Source organism: Bradyrhizobium iriomotense (assembly GCF_030160715.1).
GTDB lineage: Bacteria > Pseudomonadota > Alphaproteobacteria > Rhizobiales > Xanthobacteraceae > Bradyrhizobium > Bradyrhizobium iriomotense.
Genome location: NZ_BSOW01000007.1, coordinates 195,132 through 211,886, shown reverse-complemented (window position 1 = coordinate 211,886; position 16,755 = coordinate 195,132). Strand labels below are relative to the sequence as shown.

13 protein-coding genes are annotated in these 16,755 nt (G+C 63.0%); 8 read left to right on the top strand and 5 right to left on the bottom strand.

What is annotated here, in order from left to right; all coding sequences use genetic code 11:
* Positions 1-196: 196 nt before the first annotated feature.
* On the bottom strand, positions 197-1,129 hold the full coding sequence (locus QQL28_RS12625; RefSeq protein WP_284265429.1) for a response regulator transcription factor: 933 nt from the start codon (positions 1,127-1,129) through the stop codon (positions 197-199).
* Positions 1,113-4,484 carry a hybrid sensor histidine kinase/response regulator gene (locus tag QQL28_RS12620; protein WP_284265427.1) on the bottom strand — a complete coding sequence of 1,124 codons (3,372 nt, stop codon included), beginning with the start codon at positions 4,482-4,484 and terminating at the stop codon, positions 1,113-1,115. The genes QQL28_RS12625 and QQL28_RS12620 overlap by 17 nt, the downstream gene beginning before the upstream one ends.
* A 168-nt stretch (positions 4,485-4,652) precedes the next feature.
* On the opposite strand from QQL28_RS12620, the gene urtA reads away from it, so the two are divergent.
* From urtA to QQL28_RS12580, 8 genes are all read left to right on the top strand, one after another.
* Positions 4,653-5,912, top strand: a complete 1,260-nt coding sequence (gene urtA / locus QQL28_RS12615) for an urea ABC transporter substrate-binding protein (protein WP_284265425.1) — start codon at positions 4,653-4,655, stop codon at positions 5,910-5,912.
* A 138-nt stretch (positions 5,913-6,050) separates the two neighbouring features.
* Positions 6,051-6,977 (top strand): urea ABC transporter permease subunit UrtB, encoded by a 927-nt coding sequence (gene urtB / locus QQL28_RS12610; RefSeq protein WP_284265422.1) that lies wholly within the window; start codon positions 6,051-6,053, stop codon positions 6,975-6,977.
* Positions 6,978-6,995: 18 nt separating this feature from the next.
* Entirely contained in the window at positions 6,996-8,141 is a 1,146-nt protein-coding gene (gene urtC, locus QQL28_RS12605; protein ID WP_284265420.1) for an urea ABC transporter permease subunit UrtC, read from the top strand.
* A 10-nt stretch (positions 8,142-8,151) separates the two neighbouring features.
* The gene (gene urtD / locus QQL28_RS12600) at positions 8,152-8,907 is read left to right on the top strand and encodes an urea ABC transporter ATP-binding protein UrtD (protein ID WP_284265418.1); all 756 of its coding nucleotides are present in this window, start codon (positions 8,152-8,154) and stop codon (positions 8,905-8,907) included.
* Positions 8,908-8,918: 11 nt separating this feature from the next.
* Positions 8,919-9,608, top strand: coding sequence for an urea ABC transporter ATP-binding subunit UrtE (gene urtE / locus QQL28_RS12595; RefSeq protein WP_284265416.1), 690 nt, complete (start codon positions 8,919-8,921; stop codon positions 9,606-9,608).
* 27 nt (positions 9,609-9,635) lie between these two features.
* Positions 9,636-10,865: a formamidase gene (gene fmdA / locus QQL28_RS12590; protein ID WP_284265414.1), complete on the top strand. Its 1,230-nt coding sequence runs from the start codon at positions 9,636-9,638 to the stop codon at positions 10,863-10,865.
* A 92-nt stretch (positions 10,866-10,957) separates the two neighbouring features.
* Positions 10,958-11,305 carry an FmdB family zinc ribbon protein gene (locus QQL28_RS12585; RefSeq protein ID WP_284265412.1) on the top strand — a complete coding sequence of 116 codons (348 nt, stop codon included), beginning with the start codon at positions 10,958-10,960 and terminating at the stop codon, positions 11,303-11,305.
* Positions 11,306-11,369: 64 nt separating this feature from the next.
* Positions 11,370-12,410 (top strand): aliphatic amidase, encoded by a 1,041-nt coding sequence (locus QQL28_RS12580; protein ID WP_284265410.1) that lies wholly within the window; start codon positions 11,370-11,372, stop codon positions 12,408-12,410.
* Positions 12,411-12,466: 56 nt separating this feature from the next.
* Here QQL28_RS12580 and QQL28_RS12575 read toward each other — a convergent pair whose 3' ends face one another.
* The 3 genes from QQL28_RS12575 to QQL28_RS12565 all read right to left on the bottom strand — a co-directional run bounded on the left by QQL28_RS12575 (position 12,467) and on the right by QQL28_RS12565 (position 16,704).
* Positions 12,467-13,288, bottom strand: coding sequence for an MlaD family protein (locus QQL28_RS12575; protein WP_284265408.1), 822 nt, complete (start codon positions 13,286-13,288; stop codon positions 12,467-12,469).
* A gap of 85 nt (positions 13,289-13,373) precedes the next feature.
* Complete coding sequence (locus QQL28_RS12570; protein WP_284265406.1) at positions 13,374-15,587, bottom strand: acetate--CoA ligase family protein; 2,214 nt, start codon at positions 15,585-15,587, stop codon at positions 13,374-13,376.
* A 124-nt stretch (positions 15,588-15,711) separates the two neighbouring features.
* The gene (locus tag QQL28_RS12565; protein ID WP_284265404.1) at positions 15,712-16,704 is read right to left on the bottom strand and encodes a glycosyltransferase family 2 protein; all 993 of its coding nucleotides are present in this window, start codon (positions 16,702-16,704) and stop codon (positions 15,712-15,714) included.
* Positions 16,705-16,755: the final 51 nt, after the last annotated feature.

The window sequence follows — 16,755 nt, the reverse complement described above, 5'->3', positions numbered from 1 at the left end:
CCAGTGTCGTCGCGGCGAACGCCGGGACCCATACCGCGGAATCTATCGATCGCGGACGGTAGTAGTCCCGCGACGATGAGTCTTCGCCAAACTCCTCGCTGTGGTTATGGGTCCCGGCCGTCGCCGGGACGACAGCATCCACTGGGCTGCCGGCGTCCCGACTCATTCGCAGTCGTGTCGGCGAATGTCAGTGCGGCTACGAATTCCTTCGCGTCGCGTTGGTCGCAATCGCTGCGGCCGCCGTGCGGTTTTCGACGCCGAGCTTGGCGTAGATCTGCTCCAGGTGCTTGTCGACCGTGCGGGGGCTCAATCCCAGGATCTGCGCGATGTCGCGGTTGGTCTTGCCTTTGCTCAGCCAGGCCAGCACCTCGCCCTCGCGGGTGGTGAGGCCGAGCTCGCTGGTGAATTCCGGCGGCAGCGTGGTGCCGGCCTCCTTGGAGAGTCGCAGCAAGAACTCATTCGATGCGAGCTCGCCCATGTAGTAGAGGCGGAGCTGTGGATTGTCAGGCAGTGACGCGGCTTGCGATTTTGCGCCGGCCTTGCCCTTGCGCGCCTGCTCCAGCCATTGCAGCAGCGATGGCGGCAGTCCCGCATCATCGCTTGCATTGGCGCCGTGATGGTCGGCGAGAAGCTTTTGTGCCTGCGGCGTCGCCCACAGGATCTTGCCCTGCCGGCTGACCGCGAACAGGAAGCGGCCGGAGACGTCGAGCGCCGCGCGCGCGCTCTGCGTCAGCCGCGCATTGCCGAGATGGACGCGGATGCGCGCCAGCATCTCCTCGATGACGATCGGCTTGGTCACATAGTCGACGCCGCCGGCCTCCAGCCCGCGCACGATGTGCTCGGTTTCGGCGAGACCCGTCATGAAGATGACGGGCACGTTGGCAAGCCCGGCGTCGCGCTTCAGCCGGCGGCAGGTCTCGAATCCGTCGATGCCCGGCATCACGGCGTCGAGCAGCACGATATCGGGCGTAATCTGGTCGACGATGCGCATCGCAGCCGCGCCATCGAGCGCCACCATCACGGTCATTCCCGCGCCGTCGAGCGCATCGGTGAGCAGCCGCAGCGTTTCCGGGGAATCGTCGACGACGAGGGCGACGTCGCGCTTTTTCGGCTCAGTGCTCATAAGCATGCAATGCTTTCAATGTGGCCAAGTACTGATCGAGATCGAAACGGTCGATCAGCGAGCGCATTTGTGCGACGAAATCGGCGTGCTCAGGGTGCTCGCTGCCGATCTCGTCCAGCTTCAACTGGATGCCCTTGACGTAACCGATCTGCCCGAGCCCTATCAGCGCCTCGATATGCCGCACAGGCGGCCGCGATCCGCTCTCCGGCCGCCACAGCGGCACGGCGATCTCGTCCGAGCCATACTGCCATTCGATCTTGAGGAGTTGCCGGATCGTCTCGAGCAGCCGCGGGATATCGATCGGCTTCATCAGGTAGCCGTCGTGGAAGGGCTGCGCCAGCGGCGTGCCGTGGGCTTCGAGCGCGCTCGCAGACACCATCAGGATGCGCGCTTGGTGATGGCCGTTCGCGCGCAAGGTCTCCGCCACCATCCAGCCGTCCATGCCGGGCATGGAGATGTCGAGCAGGAACAGGTCCGGCCGGCAATGCTGTGCCAGCGCGAGGCAGCCCGGCCCGTCGGTGGCGCTGAGCAGGATGAAGCCGAGCGGGGTCAGCACCTCGCGCAGGAGGTCGCGATGAACGGGGTCGTCGTCGGTGATCAAAATGGTCTTGCGCGCGCCGAGATAGCCGGAGACCGGCGCTTCCACTGGCGCGGTGCGGCGTGGATTGGTGACCTCCGACAGCAGGATCTTGACCTTGAACGTGCTGCCGGTGCCGACCGTGCTCGTCACCTTGATGTCGCCACCCATCACGCCTGCGAGCAGGCGGCTGATGGTCAACCCCAGGCCGGTGCCGCTCTGCGGCTGCGAGACGCCGAGCGCGCCGCGCTCGAAAGGTGCGAAGATGCGCTCGAGATCATCCGCCTGAATGCCCGGGCCGGTGTCGGTCACCTCGAACTCGGCGACCGGACTGCGGTAATGCACCACGAACTGCACGCTGCCGTTCTGGGTGAACTTGATGGCGTTGGAGAGCAGGTTGATCAGGACCTGGCGCAGCCGCTTCTCGTCGGCATAGACCACCGCCGGCAGGGCGCGAGGCCGCTTGAACACGAAGTCGACGCCCTTGGCGGCGGCCTGGAGGCGGAACATGCCGACGAGCTGATCCAGGAATTCGCTGAGGCGAACCTCGTCGCGCGACAGATACAGTCGCCCCGCCTCGATCTTGGAGATGTCCAGGATGCCGTCGATCAGCCCGGAGAGATGGTCGGCGCTGCGTCGAACCACGCGCACCTGGTCGCGCGGCTTGGCGTGCAGCGTTAAGTCCTGCTCCAGGAGCTGCGCATAGCCGCTGATCGCGTTGAGCGGCGAGCGCAGCTCGTGGCTCAAGCCGACCACGTAGCGGCTCTTGGCGAGGTTGGCGGACTCGGCGACTTCCTTGGCGCGTTGCAATTCAGCGTCGGTGCGCTTGTGCGCGTCGATCTCCTGGATCAGGAGCGTAGTCTGTCGCCGCGTCTCGGCCTCGGCCGCGCGGCGGCTCTGCTGCGCCAGCACGAACAGCCAGGCCACCACGCCGATGATGATGCTGAGCGAGAAGAAGACCTTCCAGAGCACGTTGGAGACGAGCATGTTCTCGCCATGCACGCTCGCCGAGGTCTGGAGATAGATCAGCCCCAACACCAGCGCGACGAGGCCGGCGGAGACCACGAACACGCCGACATAGTGGCCGAGCTGCGAGTTGATGCGAGCGTAAATCGGCTGCGGCATCAGCTTGCCCAGCGTCTCCGACACCTGCGCGTGGATCCGCGCATGCGGCTTGCAGAGATCATGGCAGCGGGCGTCAAGCGAACAGCACAGGGAGCAGATCGGCCCGGCGTAAGCGGGGCAGGAGGCCATGTCTTCCGGCTCGAACGAGTGCTCGCAGATGCAGCACTGGATCGCCTCGATGTTCTGCCAGCTCCGCTTCGGTTTACGCGCTATGTAGTATTTGCCGTCGGTCGCCCAGGCGATCAGGGGGGCGGCGAGGAAGGCAACCGCGAGCGCTATGAAGGCCGCCAGCGCCTTAGCGGTGGGCCCGAACAGGCCGTAGAAAGCACTGATGGAGATGATGGTTGCGATCGTCATCGCGCCGACGCCGACCGGATTGATGTCGTAGAGATGCGCGCGCTTGAATTCGATCTGCTGTGGCCGCAATCCAAGCGGCTTGTTGATGACGAGATCGGCGACCAGCGCGCCGACCCAGGCGATCGCGACGTTGGAATAGAGCGCCAGCGTCTGCTCCAGGGCCTTGTAGACGCCGATCTCCATCAACAGCAGCGCCACGATGACGTTGAAGACCAGCCAGACCACGCGGCCGGGATGGCTGTGGGTCAGGCGCGAGAAGAAGTTCGACCAGGCGATCGAGCCTGCATAGGCGTTGGTGACGTTGATCTTGACCTGCGACAGGATCACGAAAGTGCCGGTCAACGCCAGCGCGAGGTCAGGCTGCGACAGCACATAGCGGAACGCTTCGAGATACATATGTGCCGGCTCGGCGGCCTCTTCGGGCGGCACGCCGTGGCTCAGTGCAAAGAAGGCGAGGAACGAGCCGGCCAGCAGTTTCAGCGCGCCAAGCACGATCCAGCCGGGCCCCGCGCTCATCAGCGCGATCCACCAGGAGGCTTTCGACGCACGGCGGTCGCGCGGCAGGAAGCGCAGGAAGTCGACCTGTTCGCCGATCTGCGCCACCAGCGAGAAAACCACCGAGGCTGCGGTGCCGAACAGCAACAGGTCGAGATGGCCGCCGGCATCGCCATGCTCGCCGGCAAATTTGCGCCACTCCGTAAAGGAGTGCGGGTTGTGCCAGGCGATCGCCACGAACGGGATGATGTGGAGCACGATCCACAGCGGCTGTGTCCACAATTGGAAGCGGCTGATCAGCGTGATGCCGTAGGCCACCAGCGGGATGATGACAACGGCGCTGATAAGATAGCCGACAGGGCGCGGAATCCCGAAGCACATCTCGAGCGCGGACGCCAGGATCACGGCTTCGATCGCAAAGAAGATGAAGGTGAAGGACGCGTAGATCAGCGAGGTGATGGTCGACCCGATGTAGCCGAAGCCAGCGCCGCGCGTCAGCAAGTCGATGTCGATGCCGCATTTGGCGGCGTGATAGGCGATCGGCAGGCCGCAGAGAAAGATGATGACGCTGACGACGAGAATTGCGGCCGAGGCGTTCATCGCCCCATAGTTCAGCGTGATCGTGCCGCCGATCGCTTCCATCGCCAGGAACGAGATCGCGCCCAGTGCGGTGTTGGCGACGCGGGCCGCGGACCAGCGTCGCGCGCTCTTGGCGGTGAAGCGCAGCGCGTAGTCTTCCAGCGTCTGGTTGGCGACCCACTGATTGTACTGTCGCCTGACGCGGTCTATTCGCTGCCGCCCTGCCACTCGTTACCCCACTCCTGGACCAGCCGGAGCCCTCGCAAATCCCGTACCAAAAGCCTACGTCGGGATTTTGCGGTGCAATATACGCGATCTTGCGTATGCTTGCGCTGCACAAATCCGAGCCATCCTCACGGGACCAATCGCGTGTCCTCGAACAAAAGTGGGGTGCTCATGTCAGACCAAGCAAACAAGGGCTTATTGTCGCCGCTCCGGCGCAAATTATTGATGGGAATGGCGGCCTTGCCGGCCATTTCGATGCTGCCGCGGCAGTCTTTTGCCGACGTTCCGGCGACCGCGGCGGTGAACACCACGGGTCTTGCCGTCACCGACACCGAGGTAACGGTCGGCATCCTCCACTCTGCTACCGGCACGATGGCGATTTCGGAAACCGGCTCGATCGAGGCCGAAAAGCTCGCGATCGAGCAGATCAATGCCGCCGGCGGCGTTCTCGGCCGCAAGATCAAGTTCATCCAGGAAGACGGCGCCAGCGATTGGCCGACGTTTGCGGAGAAGGCCAAGAAGCTGCTGGTCAACGACAAGGTCGCGGCGATCATGGGCTGCTGGACCTCGGCCTCGCGCAAGGCGGTGCTCCCGGTCGTCGAGCAGTACAACGGCATGCTCTACTACCCGACCTTCTATGAAGGTCTCGAGCAGTCCAAGAACGTGATCTATACCGGCCAGGAAGCCACCCAGCAGATTCTCGCCGGCCTGAACTGGATCGCCAAGGAGAAGGGCGCGAAGACCTTCTTCTTCATCGGCTCCGACTACATCTGGCCGCGCACCTCGAACAAGATTGCGCGCAAGCACGTCGAGAACGTGCTGAAGGGCAAGGTCGTCGGCGAGGAATATTATCCGCTCGGCAATACCCAGTTCAACTCGGTCATCAACAAGATCAAGCTGACCAAGCCCGACGTGATCTTCACCGACGTCGTCGGCGGCTCGAACGTCGCGTTCTACAAGCAGCTCAAGGCGGCCGGCATCGACCTCGCCAAGCAGCCGCTGCTGACGATCTCGGTGACGGAAGACGAAATCGACGGCATCGGCGGCGAGAACATTGCGGGTGCCTATGCCTGCATGAAGTACTTCCAGTCGCTCGACAACGCCAACAACAAGGCCTTCGTGCCGGCGTTCAAGAAGATGTGGGGCGAGAAGACCGTGATCGGTGACGTCACTCAGGCTGCCTATCTCGGCCCGTGGCTGTGGAAGCTGACGGTGGAGAAAGCCGGCTCCTTCGACGTCGACAAGATCGCCGCGGCCTCGCCGGGCGTCGAGTTCAAGGGTGCTCCGGAAGGCTACGTGCGCATCCACGAAAATCATCACCTCTGGTCGAAGACCCGGGTGGGACGCGCCAAGCTCGATGGCCAGTTCGAGCTGATCTACGAGACCGCCGATCTGGTCGAGCCGGATCCGTTCCCCAAGGGCTACCAGTAACAAGGGCCACGTGGCGCTGGCCGCGGTTCTCCTCAAGACCAAGCAGCTCCCTGGCGTGGATCAGCAATCCGCGCCCACGACCCCCGCGTCGCGAAGCTGCTCGCGACGCGGGACCCTATCCCCCGACGGAGGACATCGATGTTCGGCGACTACTCGATTGGCGACCTTGGCTCCATCTTCGTCATGCAGGGTTTTGCAGGACTGATCCTGTTCTCGGTCTATGTTCTGATGGCGCTGGGTCTTGCGATCATCTTCGGCCAGATGGGCGTCATCAACATGGCCCATGGCGAGTTCATGATCCTCGGCGCCTACGTCACCTGGATGACCTCGAATTTATTCCAGGCCTACCTGCCAGGCTTGTTTGCCGGCTACTTCTTCCTCGCGATGATCCTGGCCTTCGTCGCATCCGGTGCACTGGGAATGCTGGTGGAATGGGTGCTGATACGGCACCTCTACAAGCGCCCGCTCGACACCCTGCTTGCCACCTGGGGCCTCAGCCTGATGTTGCAACAGGCCTATCGCTCCGTGTTCGGCGCGCGCGAGGTCGGCGTCGAGCTGCCGCAATGGATGCTAGGCTCCCTGCAAGTGACCAGCAGCATCGAAGTGCCGATCAACGGTGTGTTCGTGATGTGTCTCACCGTGCTGATCACCATCGGTGTCGCCTATGTGATGTACAAGTCGCGCTGGGGCCGTCAGGTGCGCGCCGTCGTGCAGAACCGCATCATGGCCGGTGCCGTCGGCATCAACACCGAAAAGGTCGATCGCTACACCTTCGGTCTCGGTTGCGGCATCGCGGGCGTCGCCGGAAGCGCCTTCACGATGATCGGCTCGACCGGGCCGACGTCCGGACAGCTCTACATCGTCGATACGTTCCTGGTGGTCGTGTTCGGCGGCGCCGCGAGCCTGCTCGGCACCATCGCCTCGGCCTTCTCGATCTCACAGACGCAATCCACCCTCGAGTTCTTCATGTCGGGCTCGATGGCCAAGGTGCTGACGCTGCTCGCCGTTGTCGGGATCCTGATGCTGCGGCCGCAGGGGCTGTTCGCCCTCAAGGTCCGCAAGTGAGAAACAGAGGCTGATGCAATGACCGACAATCGCTTCTTCAATCGATCGGAACTGATCGGAATTCTGATGCTCGCGGTCCTCCTGGTGGTGGTCCTGCCGCTCACGCTCGACGTCTTCAGGCTCAATCTGGTCGCGAAATATCTGACCTATGCCTTCGTCGCGCTCGGCCTGGTGATCTGCTGGGGTTATGGCGGCATTCTCAGCCTCGGGCAGGGCGTGTTCTTCGGGCTCGGCGGCTACTGCATGGCGATGTTCCTCAAGCTCGAAGCATCGAGCGTCGAGAACACCAAGATCCAGTCGACGCCGGGGATTCCTGATTTCATGGACTGGAATCAGATCACCGCGCTGCCGTTCTTCTGGAAGCCCTTCAACAGCCTCACCTTCACCATCGCCGCCATCATCCTGGTGCCCGGCATCTTCGCCCTGATCATCGGCACGGCAATGTTCAAGCGCCGTGTCGGCGGCACCTATTTCGCGATCATCACGCAGGCCGTCGCAGCGATCCTGACCATCCTGATCGTCGGCCAGCAGGGCTACACCGGCGGCATCAACGGCATGACCGATCTGCGCACGCTGAAAGGATGGGACATCCGTCCCGACCACGCCAAGATCGTGCTGTATTTCTTCGAGGTCGGATGCCTGTTCGTCTGCATCATGATCGCGCAGTTCGTCCGGCACTCCAAGCTCGGACGCATCCTGGTGGCGATGCGGGAGAAGGAGGACCGGGTCCGCTTCTCCGGCTATAGCGTCGCCAACTTCAAGATCTTCGCCTTCTGCATCGCCGCCGTGTTCGCAGCGATCGGCGGCGCCATGTTCGCGCTCAATGTCGGCTTCATGTCGCCGTCCTTCGTCGGCATCGTGCCGTCGATCGAAATGGTGATTTACACCGCGGTTGGTGGCCGGCTTTCGATCCTCGGTGCGATCTACGGCACGCTGCTGGTCAATTTTGCCAAGACTGGCCTGTCGGAATCCTTTCCCGAATTGTGGCTGTTCGGACTGGGCGGGCTGTTCATCGCCGTGGTCCTTGCCTTTCCGAACGGTCTTGCCGGGATCTGGGGCGATTATGTGCAGCCGCGCATCGACCGCCTGATTTCGTCGCGCAAATCGAAACCCGACGGCGGCTGGACCGACAGCTCGGTCGCCGACGGCGCGCCTGCGGAGTGAGGAGATCACCATGCTCATAGGTCACCAACCCAAGGATTTCCGGCTCGCGGTGTCCGGCCTGACCGTTTCCTTCGACGGCTTCAAGGCGGTCAACGATCTCTCCTTCTATGTCGACGAGAACGAAATTCGCGTCATCATCGGCCCCAATGGCGCCGGCAAGACCACCGTGCTCGACCTGATCTGCGGCAAGACCAAAGCAACCTCCGGCTCGATTCAGTTCCGCAGCCAGGAGCTGACCCGGATGAAGGAAAACGAGATCGTGAAGGCGGGGGTCGGCCGCAAGTTCCAGAACCCCTCGATCTATGACGATCTCACCGTGTTCGAGAATTTGGAAATCTCCTACCCGCGTGGCCGCTCGGTGTTCGGTGCGCTGACCTTCACCCGCGACGCCGCGGTGCGCGACCGGGTGCATGAAGTCGCCGAAATGATCTTCCTGAAGGATCGGCTGAACGTGAACGCCGATCTGCTCAGCCACGGCCAGAAGCAGTGGCTCGAGATCGGCATGCTGCTGATCCAGGACCCGGACCTCCTGATGCTCGACGAGCCCGTCGCCGGCATGAGCGTGTCCGAGCGCGCCAAGACCGCGGAGCTCCTCAATCGCATCATCAAGAACCGATCGGTGCTGGTGATCGAGCACGACATGAAGTTCGTCGAGGACATCGCGCACAAGGTCACCGTGCTGCACCAGGGCCAGATCCTCTCCGAGGGCACCATGGAGAAGGTGAAGAACGACCCCAAGGTCATCGAAGTGTACCTCGGCCACTAAGGAGCGCGCTGATGCTTGCAATTTCCGATCTTCACGTCGCCTACGGCCAGAGCGAAGTACTGCACGGTCTCAACGTCAAGGTCGCGCCCAACGAGATCGTCGCGATCATGGGCCGGAACGGCATGGGCAAGACCACGCTGATGAAGTCGCTGATGGGCATCCTTCCGGCGAAGAGCGGCTCGGTGACCATGGACGGCGCCGAGCTCGGCGGCCTGCCGAGCTATGAACGTGTCGCCAAGGGCCTCGCCTACGTGCCGCAGGGCCGCATGATCTTCTCGACCATGACGGTGAAGGAGAACATCGAGACGGGTCTCGTCGTCTCCGGGGGCTCCGAGGTGCCCGGCGATATCTACGAGCTCTTTCCGGTGCTGCTGGAGATGAAGGGCCGCCGCGGCGGCAATCTCTCCGGCGGCCAGCAGCAGCAGCTCGCGATCGCCCGCGCGCTTGCGACCAAGCCGAAGGTGCTGTTGCTGGACGAGCCGACCGAAGGCATCCAGCCCTCGATCATCAAGGACATTGCGCGCACGCTGAAGCGCATTCGCGACGAGAAGGGGCTCTCGATCGTCGTGTCCGAGCAGGTCCTCAGCTTTGCGCTCGACATCGCCGATCGCGTGCTGGTCATCGAAAACGGCGAGATCGTGCGCGACGACCCGCGCGACAGCGTCGATGCCGCGCAGGTCTCGAAATATCTGTCCGTCTAACCAACCGTGTAAAAGGGGAGCATCTCGATGCCAGAGACACTGATCAAGGTCGATCTCACCAAGTCGGCTTACGAAAATGACATGGTGCACAACCGCTGGCACCCCGACATCCCGATCGTGGCCTGGGTCAATCCCGGCGACGATTTCATCATCGAGACCTATGACTGGACCGGCGGCTTCATCAAGAACAACGATTCCGCCGATGACGTGCGTGACATCGATCTCTCGATCGTGCACTTCCTGTCCGGCCCGATCGGCGTCAAGGGCGCCGAGCCCGGCGACCTGCTCGTTGTCGATCTGCTCGACGTCGGCCCGCTCAAGGAGAGCCTCTGGGGCTTCAACGGCTTCTTCTCCAAGCAGAATGGCGGCGGCTTCCTCACCGATCATTTCCCGCTGGCTCAGAAGTCGATCTGGGACATCAAGGGGCTCTACACGTCGTCGCGTCACGTTCCCGGCGTGAATTTTGCGGGCCTGATCCATCCCGGCCTGATCGGCTGTCTGCCCGATCCGAAGATGCTGGACATGTGGAACAAGCGCGAGGCCGAGCTGATCTCGACCAACCCGACCCGCGTGCCCGGCCTTGCCAATCCGCCGTTCGCACCGACCGCTCATGGCGGCCGCGCCAAGGGCGATGCCAAGGCCAAGATCGGTGCAGAGGGCGCGCGCACCGTGCCGCCGCGCGAACACGGCGGCAATTGCGACATCAAGGATCTCTCGCGCGGCTCGAAGATCTACTTCCCGGTCTATGTGCCGGGCGGGGGCCTCTCGATGGGCGACCTGCACTTCAGCCAGGGCGACGGCGAGATCACTTTCTGCGGCGCCATCGAAATGGCCGGCTGGCTGCATCTGAAGGTCGACGTGATCAAGGATGGCGTCGCGAAATACGGCATCAAGAATCCGATCTTCAAGCCGTCGCCAATCACGCCGAACTACAAGGATTACCTGATCTTCGAGGGCATCTCGGTCGACGAAGCCGGCAAGCAGCACTATCTCGACGTCCACATCGCCTATCGCCAGGCGTGCCTCAACGCGATCGAGTATCTGAAGAAGTTCGGTTACTCCGGCGCCCAAGCCTATTCGATCCTCGGCACCGCGCCGTGCCAGGGCCACATCTCCGGCGTTGTCGACGTGCCCAATGCCTGCGCCACGCTGTGGTTGCCGACGGAGATTTTCGACTTCGACGTCATGCCGTCGGCGGCAGGACCGGTCAAGCACATCACGGGCGATATTCAGATGCCGATCTCGCCGGACAAGTAATCCCTGCGCGACGGGGTGCGGGACGGCGCGTCTTTGCCGCCCCGCATCCGCCGCGCGATGTTTTGAACAGGCAACAGCGTAGGGATGATGCGATGCCGGTCTATGAATATCTCTGTGACGACTGTGGTCCCTTCAAGGATCTACGCCCGATGGCCGAGTGCGACGATCCGCAAACCTGTCCGCAATGCGAGGTCCTCGCGCCGCGGGTGATTCTCACCGCGCCGAGTTTCTTCTGCATGCCGGCCGAAAAGCGCAAGGCGCACGCCGTCAACGAGCGCAGCACGCATGCGCCGCAGACGCTCGCGCAATACAAGGCCTCGCACGGTCCCGGTTGCGGCTGCTGCTCGACGGGCAAGAAGAAACCGGCACGGCCGATGACCAAGACGAAAAGTGGCGCGAAGGGATTTCCGACCGCGCGGCCATGGATGATCAGCCACTGACGTTCACGCCGTCGTCTGATCGGCGGTCAATTCAAACCAGAAACCAAAACAGAAGGCATCGCCAATGCTTCACGGTGACATTTCTTCCAGCAACGACACGGTCGGCGTCGCAGTCGTCAACTACAAGATGCCGCGCCTGCACACCAAGGGCGAGGTGCTCGATAACGCCCGCAAGATCGCTGACATGATCGTCGGCATGAAGCTCGGCCTGCCCGGCATGGATCTCGTGATCTTCCCGGAATATTCCACGCACGGCATCATGTACGACTCCAAGGAGATGTACGACACCGCCTCGTCGATCCCGGGTGCGGAGACGGAGATCTTCGCCGCCGCCTGCCGCAAGGCCAAGGTCTGGGGCGTCTTCTCGCTGACCGGCGAGCGGCATGAGGAGCATCCGCACAAGGCACCCTACAACACCCTGATCCTGATGAACGACAAGGGCGAGATCGTCCAGAAGTACCGCAAGATCATGCCATGGGTGCCGATCGAAGGCTGGTATCCCGGCAACTGCACCTATGTCTCCGATGGTCCGAAAGGCCTGAAGATCAGCCTGATCATCTGCGACGACGGAAACTTCCCGGAGATCTGGCGCGACTGCGCCATGAAGGGCGCCGAGCTGATCGTGCGTTGCCAAGGCTACATGTATCCGGCGAAGGAACAGCAGGTCCTGATTTCCAAGGCGATGGCCTGGGCCAACAACGTCTATGTCGCGGTCGCCAACGCCGCCGGCTTTGACGGCGTCTATTCCTATTTCGGCCACTCCGCGATCATCGGCTTCGACGGCCGCACGCTGGGCGAGACCGGCGAGGAAGAATACGGCATCCAGTACGCAGGACTGTCGAAGAGCCTGATCCGCGACGCGCGCCGCAATGGCCAGTCGCAGAACCACCTCTTCAAGCTGCTGCATCGCGGCTACACCGGCATGATCAATTCCGGCGAAAGCGCGCGTGGTGTCGCCGCTTGCCCCTATGATTTCTACAAGACGTGGATCGCGGATCCCGAGGGCACGCGCGAGATGGTCGAGGCGATGACGCGCCCGACGGTTGGAACCGACGAATGCCCGATCGAGGGCATCCCGAACGGCCTGACGGGGACCAATTACTGAGGCATTGCGCTACGACGTGGCCGCAACAACCTCGACTGAATGCGCCTGGAACGCAATCACTGCTTCTGCTGCGTGGGTTTGCGCGGCGGGCGAGGGGCTACGGGCGTGCCGCTCATCTTGTTGGCGGCCTCGCTGATGTCGAGGAGGGCGCGGCGCCCGTCCTCGATGAAGCTCGCCGACTTCTTCTTCATGGTGTCGGCGAGCTCGCGCAATCCCTTCATCTTCTCGAACAGCTCGTCGGCCTTGCCGTCGGCAAAGCCCGGCACGACGTTTTCGATCTTGGTCACCGCATTGTCGAAGCTCGCGAAGCCCTTGTCGACCTTGCCCATCACGGCGTCGATCTCTTCGCCCTTGCCCTTGAGGTCGGCGGTATAGTTTTCGAACGTGCGCAGGCCGTCCTTGATCGCGGCCGAGTTGCTCACGATCATGCGGTCGACATTATGCAGGGTCTCGACGATCGACTCGGCGTCGCTGAGATCGGCGGTCAGCACGGGGACGCCGTCCTCATCCAGCGGCACGGGCGGCGCCGAGGGCGCGCCGCCGATCAGCGAGATCGCGGCGATGCCGGTCAGGCCCTGGAATTCGATGCCGGCGACGGTGTCCTTGCGGATCGGGGCCGTGTTGTCGAGCATGACGAGCGCGACGATCTTGCGCGGATTGTCGAGCTTGATCGAGACGATCTGGCCGGCCGGCACGCCATCGAAATTCACCGGGCCGCCCCGGCGCAGGCCGCTGGCCGAGCCGCCCTCGAACACCACGCGCAACTGGCTGCGGCTCTGGGCGGCGCGGTATTTCTGCACGCCAAGCAAACCGCCGAACGCCACGGCGATCGCCAGCAGCGTCACGGTTCCGATCGTCAAATTGCTTCTGCGCGCCATTATCCGTTCCGGCTCGCGCCCCGCCGCCGAGAGCAGCGGAATCGCGCGCCGATTTTATGGGCAAAGCGCGGCCAGTGGAAGCCGATCAATGCCCGGCCGCGCGCCGGGCGGCGGCGTTGTTGAGGACGATCAGTGCGTCTACGGCGACACCGGTGCTGGTATTGATCAGGAACGGATTGACGTCGATCGAGGCGATCCGGTCGCCGGCGTCCGCGATCAGGTTGGAGAGGCCGACCAGGGCCTTCATGGCGGAGGCCTCATCCAGCTTCGGCTTGCCGCGATAGCCGCGCATCTTGATGCCGGCCTTGGTGCGGCCGATCAACTGCCGTGCCTCGGCCGCATCGAGCGGCGCACCGGCCAAGGCGACGTCCTTCATCAGCTCGATGTCGATGCCGCCGGTGCCGAACAGCACAACCGGTCCCATCTCGGCGTCGAGCGATGCGCCGACCACGAGCTCGAGATCGGCCTTGACCTGTTGCGCGATCAGGATGCCGTCGAGCCTGGGCTTGCCCTTCAGCTTCTTGACCCGCGCGGTGATGTCGTTGAACGCCTGCTTCACCTCGGTTGCACTGTTGAGGTTGAGAACCACGCCGCCGATGTCGGACTTGTGCAGGATCTCAGCGCTGACGACCTTGGCGACCACGGGGAAACCGATCTGCTTGGCGATCTTCACGGCCTCCGCCGGCGTCTGCGCGATTCCTTCCTTGGAGATCGGGATGCCATAGGCCTTCAACAGCTTCTTCGAGGCGACCTCGTCAAGCGCGGCGCCGGTGGCGGCCTTCAGCGTCTTCTCCAGCACGCTGCGCGCCGCGGGCTTCGAGCTTGCGACGACATCAGGCACTTCCTTGGCGAGCTTTGCGTAGTCGAGCAGCGACTTGATCGCGGTTACCGCGCGGTCGAGGCCCTGCATCACCGCGATATGCGGCAGCGATTTGCGCAGGGTTTTTGTGAACTCGGTGAAGCCGATCGACATCGCGCTGATGTAGATGACCGGCTTTGCGGCGCGGCTCGCCATCTCGTTGACGATGCGCAAGTTGCGTTCGCGCAGCTCATGCGGCGCCTTCGGCAGCTCGGCATCGATGATGACGATGTCGATGTCGGGATCGTCGATCATCAGCTTGATCGATCTCATGTAGACGGAGGGATCGACCACCGCGGCAAAGCCGGCATCGAGCGGATTGCCGACGATCGAGCCGGGACCCAGCATCTTCGCGAGCTCGCCGCTGACATGCGGGCTCAGCGGCGCAAAGTCGACCCCGGCCGCATGGAAGGCATCGATCAGGAGCCCGCGCTTGCCGCCCGAGAGCGTCACCGCCGCAAGGCGATTGCCTTTGGGGACGGTGCTGTGCACGAAACATTCGGTGGTCTCGATCAACTCGTCGAGACCGCGCACGCGGATCACGCCCTCGCGCGTTGCGACCGCGTCGAAGGTTTCGATAGAGCCCGCGAGCGCGCCGGTATGCGCCATTGCCGCTGCCCGCCCGCCCTCGGAGGCGCCGAGCTTGAGCGCGATCACCGGCTTGCTGGCGGCACGCGCGGCCTTGCAGGCGTCGCGAAATGCCCTGGTGTTGCGCACGCCCTCGAGATAGACGACGATCACGCGGATGCTCGGATCTTCGGCGAAATAGCGCATCAGATCGGGCGTCTCGAGCCCGGCCTCGTTGCCTGTAGTCACCATGTAACCGACACCGACGCCGCGATCCTCCAGCGCCTGGCGTATCGCCATCACGATGGCCCCGGATTGTCCGGCGATTGCCACCGCGCCCTGGTCCATGGTGACGACGCGGTCGTCGATATTGGTGAAGAGTTTTTCGCCGGCACTCAAATTGCCGAGGCAGTTTGGCCCGGTGACGGCGAGGCCAGTCTCGCGTATCGCCTGCTGTAGCTCGCCGGCGAGTTTCTGGCTCTCCTCATCCTGCAACTCGCTGAAGCCCGACGTGACGATGGTGGCCGAGCGTGCGCCGGCTGCAGCCGCATCGCGGATCACCTGCACGGCGAAGCGCGCCGGCACCAGCACCAGAACGTGATCGGGCGTTTCGGGAAGGCTTGAAAAATCCTTGTAGCAAGTCACGCCCCAGATCGTTTCGCGCTTCGCGTTGATCGGAAACAGCGAGCCTGCGAATCTGTATTTGATCAGGTTGTTCCAGATGCGCTCGGCATAGTTGCCGGGCTTGTCGGTGGCGCCGACGAGCACGATGTTGCGCGGATGCAGCATCGCGTGGATGCCCTTCACGACGTCGCTGGCATCGGGCGCTGGAGACCATGGTAGAGGGGTTGCAGCGGTCACCTGTGCTTCCATGGTTCCTCACCTTGTTCTTCTTGGCGTGCGTTCTTGTCGGCACGTCCGCTTTGTAGGGTGAGTTCGCACGAGTGGCAACCGCGCGGCCCGCATGCCGCCGCGCGGGAAATAGGGCGTGCCGCAATCAGTATTTCAGGAGGCCGAGCTTGTAGCCGTAGTGATAGGCGATCTGGAGCGCGAGATAGGGCGCGATGACACGGCGGATCTCGGCCTGCGTCGGATCGAAACCCAGCACGCGCCGCCGCAAAATTCCCATTTCCTTCACGCCCACCGCATAGGTGGCCGCGGTCTTCTGCGCATCGTGGATGCGGAAGCACGACAGGAAGCGCGGCAGACGAACGAATTTGAACCCCGCCGCCTGCGCGCGCAGGATGAAGTCCCAGTCCATCGCAAAATGGAAACTCTCGTCGATCGGCCCGACCTTGTCCCACACGCGCTTGCGCCAGAACATGGTCTCCTGCGGAATATAGTCGGCATACTGCAGCGTCTTGCCGTGATAGGGCGGCAGCACGGCGCGGCCGACCTCCAGCCCGTCGCGATCGACGAAGACGCGGTGTCCGTAGACGATATCGATGTCGGGATGGGACATGAAGTAGTCGGCGACATAGGCGAGCGTGCCCGGCAGCAGCATGTCGTCGCTGTTGAGGTAGGCCATGATCTCGCAGTCGACGCCGGAAAAGCCGATATTGATGGCGTTGGACTGGCCCTTGTCGGGCTCGCTGCGCCAGCTCAGGCCATTACCACGCTTGCTCAGCAGCTCAACCGTTCCATCGATCGAGGCACCATCCTGCACGTGATAGTGCAGGTTCGGATAGTTCTGGTTGAGGATGCTGTCGATGGTGGCGTCGAGATAGTGCACGTGATTGTAGCTCGGCGTCACCATCGCGATCCGCGGTGCGTTCGCAGGTGGCGATGGTGTCGGCTGAAAGCTGTTCAAATTGAGCAGGCGCGGCGGATACTGCTCGAACGTCCACATCGGCGGTCGTCGCCAGAGGCTGCGCAGCGACTCACGTCGTTGTCCCGCCGCGATGAGATGCTGGTTTCTCTCCAGAAGCGCGATGCGGCTTTCGATCTGATCGAGCTGTTGCAAAACTTTCTGCTTGAATTCGTCGTCCATCAATAAAGTTCCGCAACAGGAATGCAGTATGAAAAGCGCCTGGCCAAGCCG

What these genes read in the sequence shown, in the direction of transcription:
- urtE (WP_284265416.1), top strand. Translation starts at nt 8,919, where the DNA reads ATGCTTGCAATTTCCGATCTTCACGTCGCCTACGGCCAGAGCGAAGTA.
- urtA (WP_284265425.1), top strand. Translation starts at nt 4,653, where the DNA reads ATGTCAGACCAAGCAAACAAGGGCTTATTGTCGCCGCTCCGGCGCAAA.
- QQL28_RS12585 (WP_284265412.1), top strand. Translation starts at nt 10,958, where the DNA reads ATGCCGGTCTATGAATATCTCTGTGACGACTGTGGTCCCTTCAAGGAT.
- QQL28_RS12570 (WP_284265406.1), bottom strand. Translation starts at nt 15,587, where the DNA reads ATGGAAGCACAGGTGACCGCTGCAACCCCTCTACCATGGTCTCCAGCG.
- QQL28_RS12575 (WP_284265408.1), bottom strand. Translation starts at nt 13,288, where the DNA reads ATGGCGCGCAGAAGCAATTTGACGATCGGAACCGTGACGCTGCTGGCG.
- fmdA (WP_284265414.1), top strand. Translation starts at nt 9,636, where the DNA reads ATGCCAGAGACACTGATCAAGGTCGATCTCACCAAGTCGGCTTACGAA.
- urtD (WP_284265418.1), top strand. Translation starts at nt 8,152, where the DNA reads ATGCTCATAGGTCACCAACCCAAGGATTTCCGGCTCGCGGTGTCCGGC.
- QQL28_RS12565 (WP_284265404.1), bottom strand. Translation starts at nt 16,704, where the DNA reads ATGGACGACGAATTCAAGCAGAAAGTTTTGCAACAGCTCGATCAGATC.
- QQL28_RS12580 (WP_284265410.1), top strand. Translation starts at nt 11,370, where the DNA reads ATGCTTCACGGTGACATTTCTTCCAGCAACGACACGGTCGGCGTCGCA.
- urtB (WP_284265422.1), top strand. Translation starts at nt 6,051, where the DNA reads ATGTTCGGCGACTACTCGATTGGCGACCTTGGCTCCATCTTCGTCATG.
- QQL28_RS12625 (WP_284265429.1), bottom strand. Translation starts at nt 1,129, where the DNA reads ATGCTTATGAGCACTGAGCCGAAAAAGCGCGACGTCGCCCTCGTCGTC.
- urtC (WP_284265420.1), top strand. Translation starts at nt 6,996, where the DNA reads ATGACCGACAATCGCTTCTTCAATCGATCGGAACTGATCGGAATTCTG.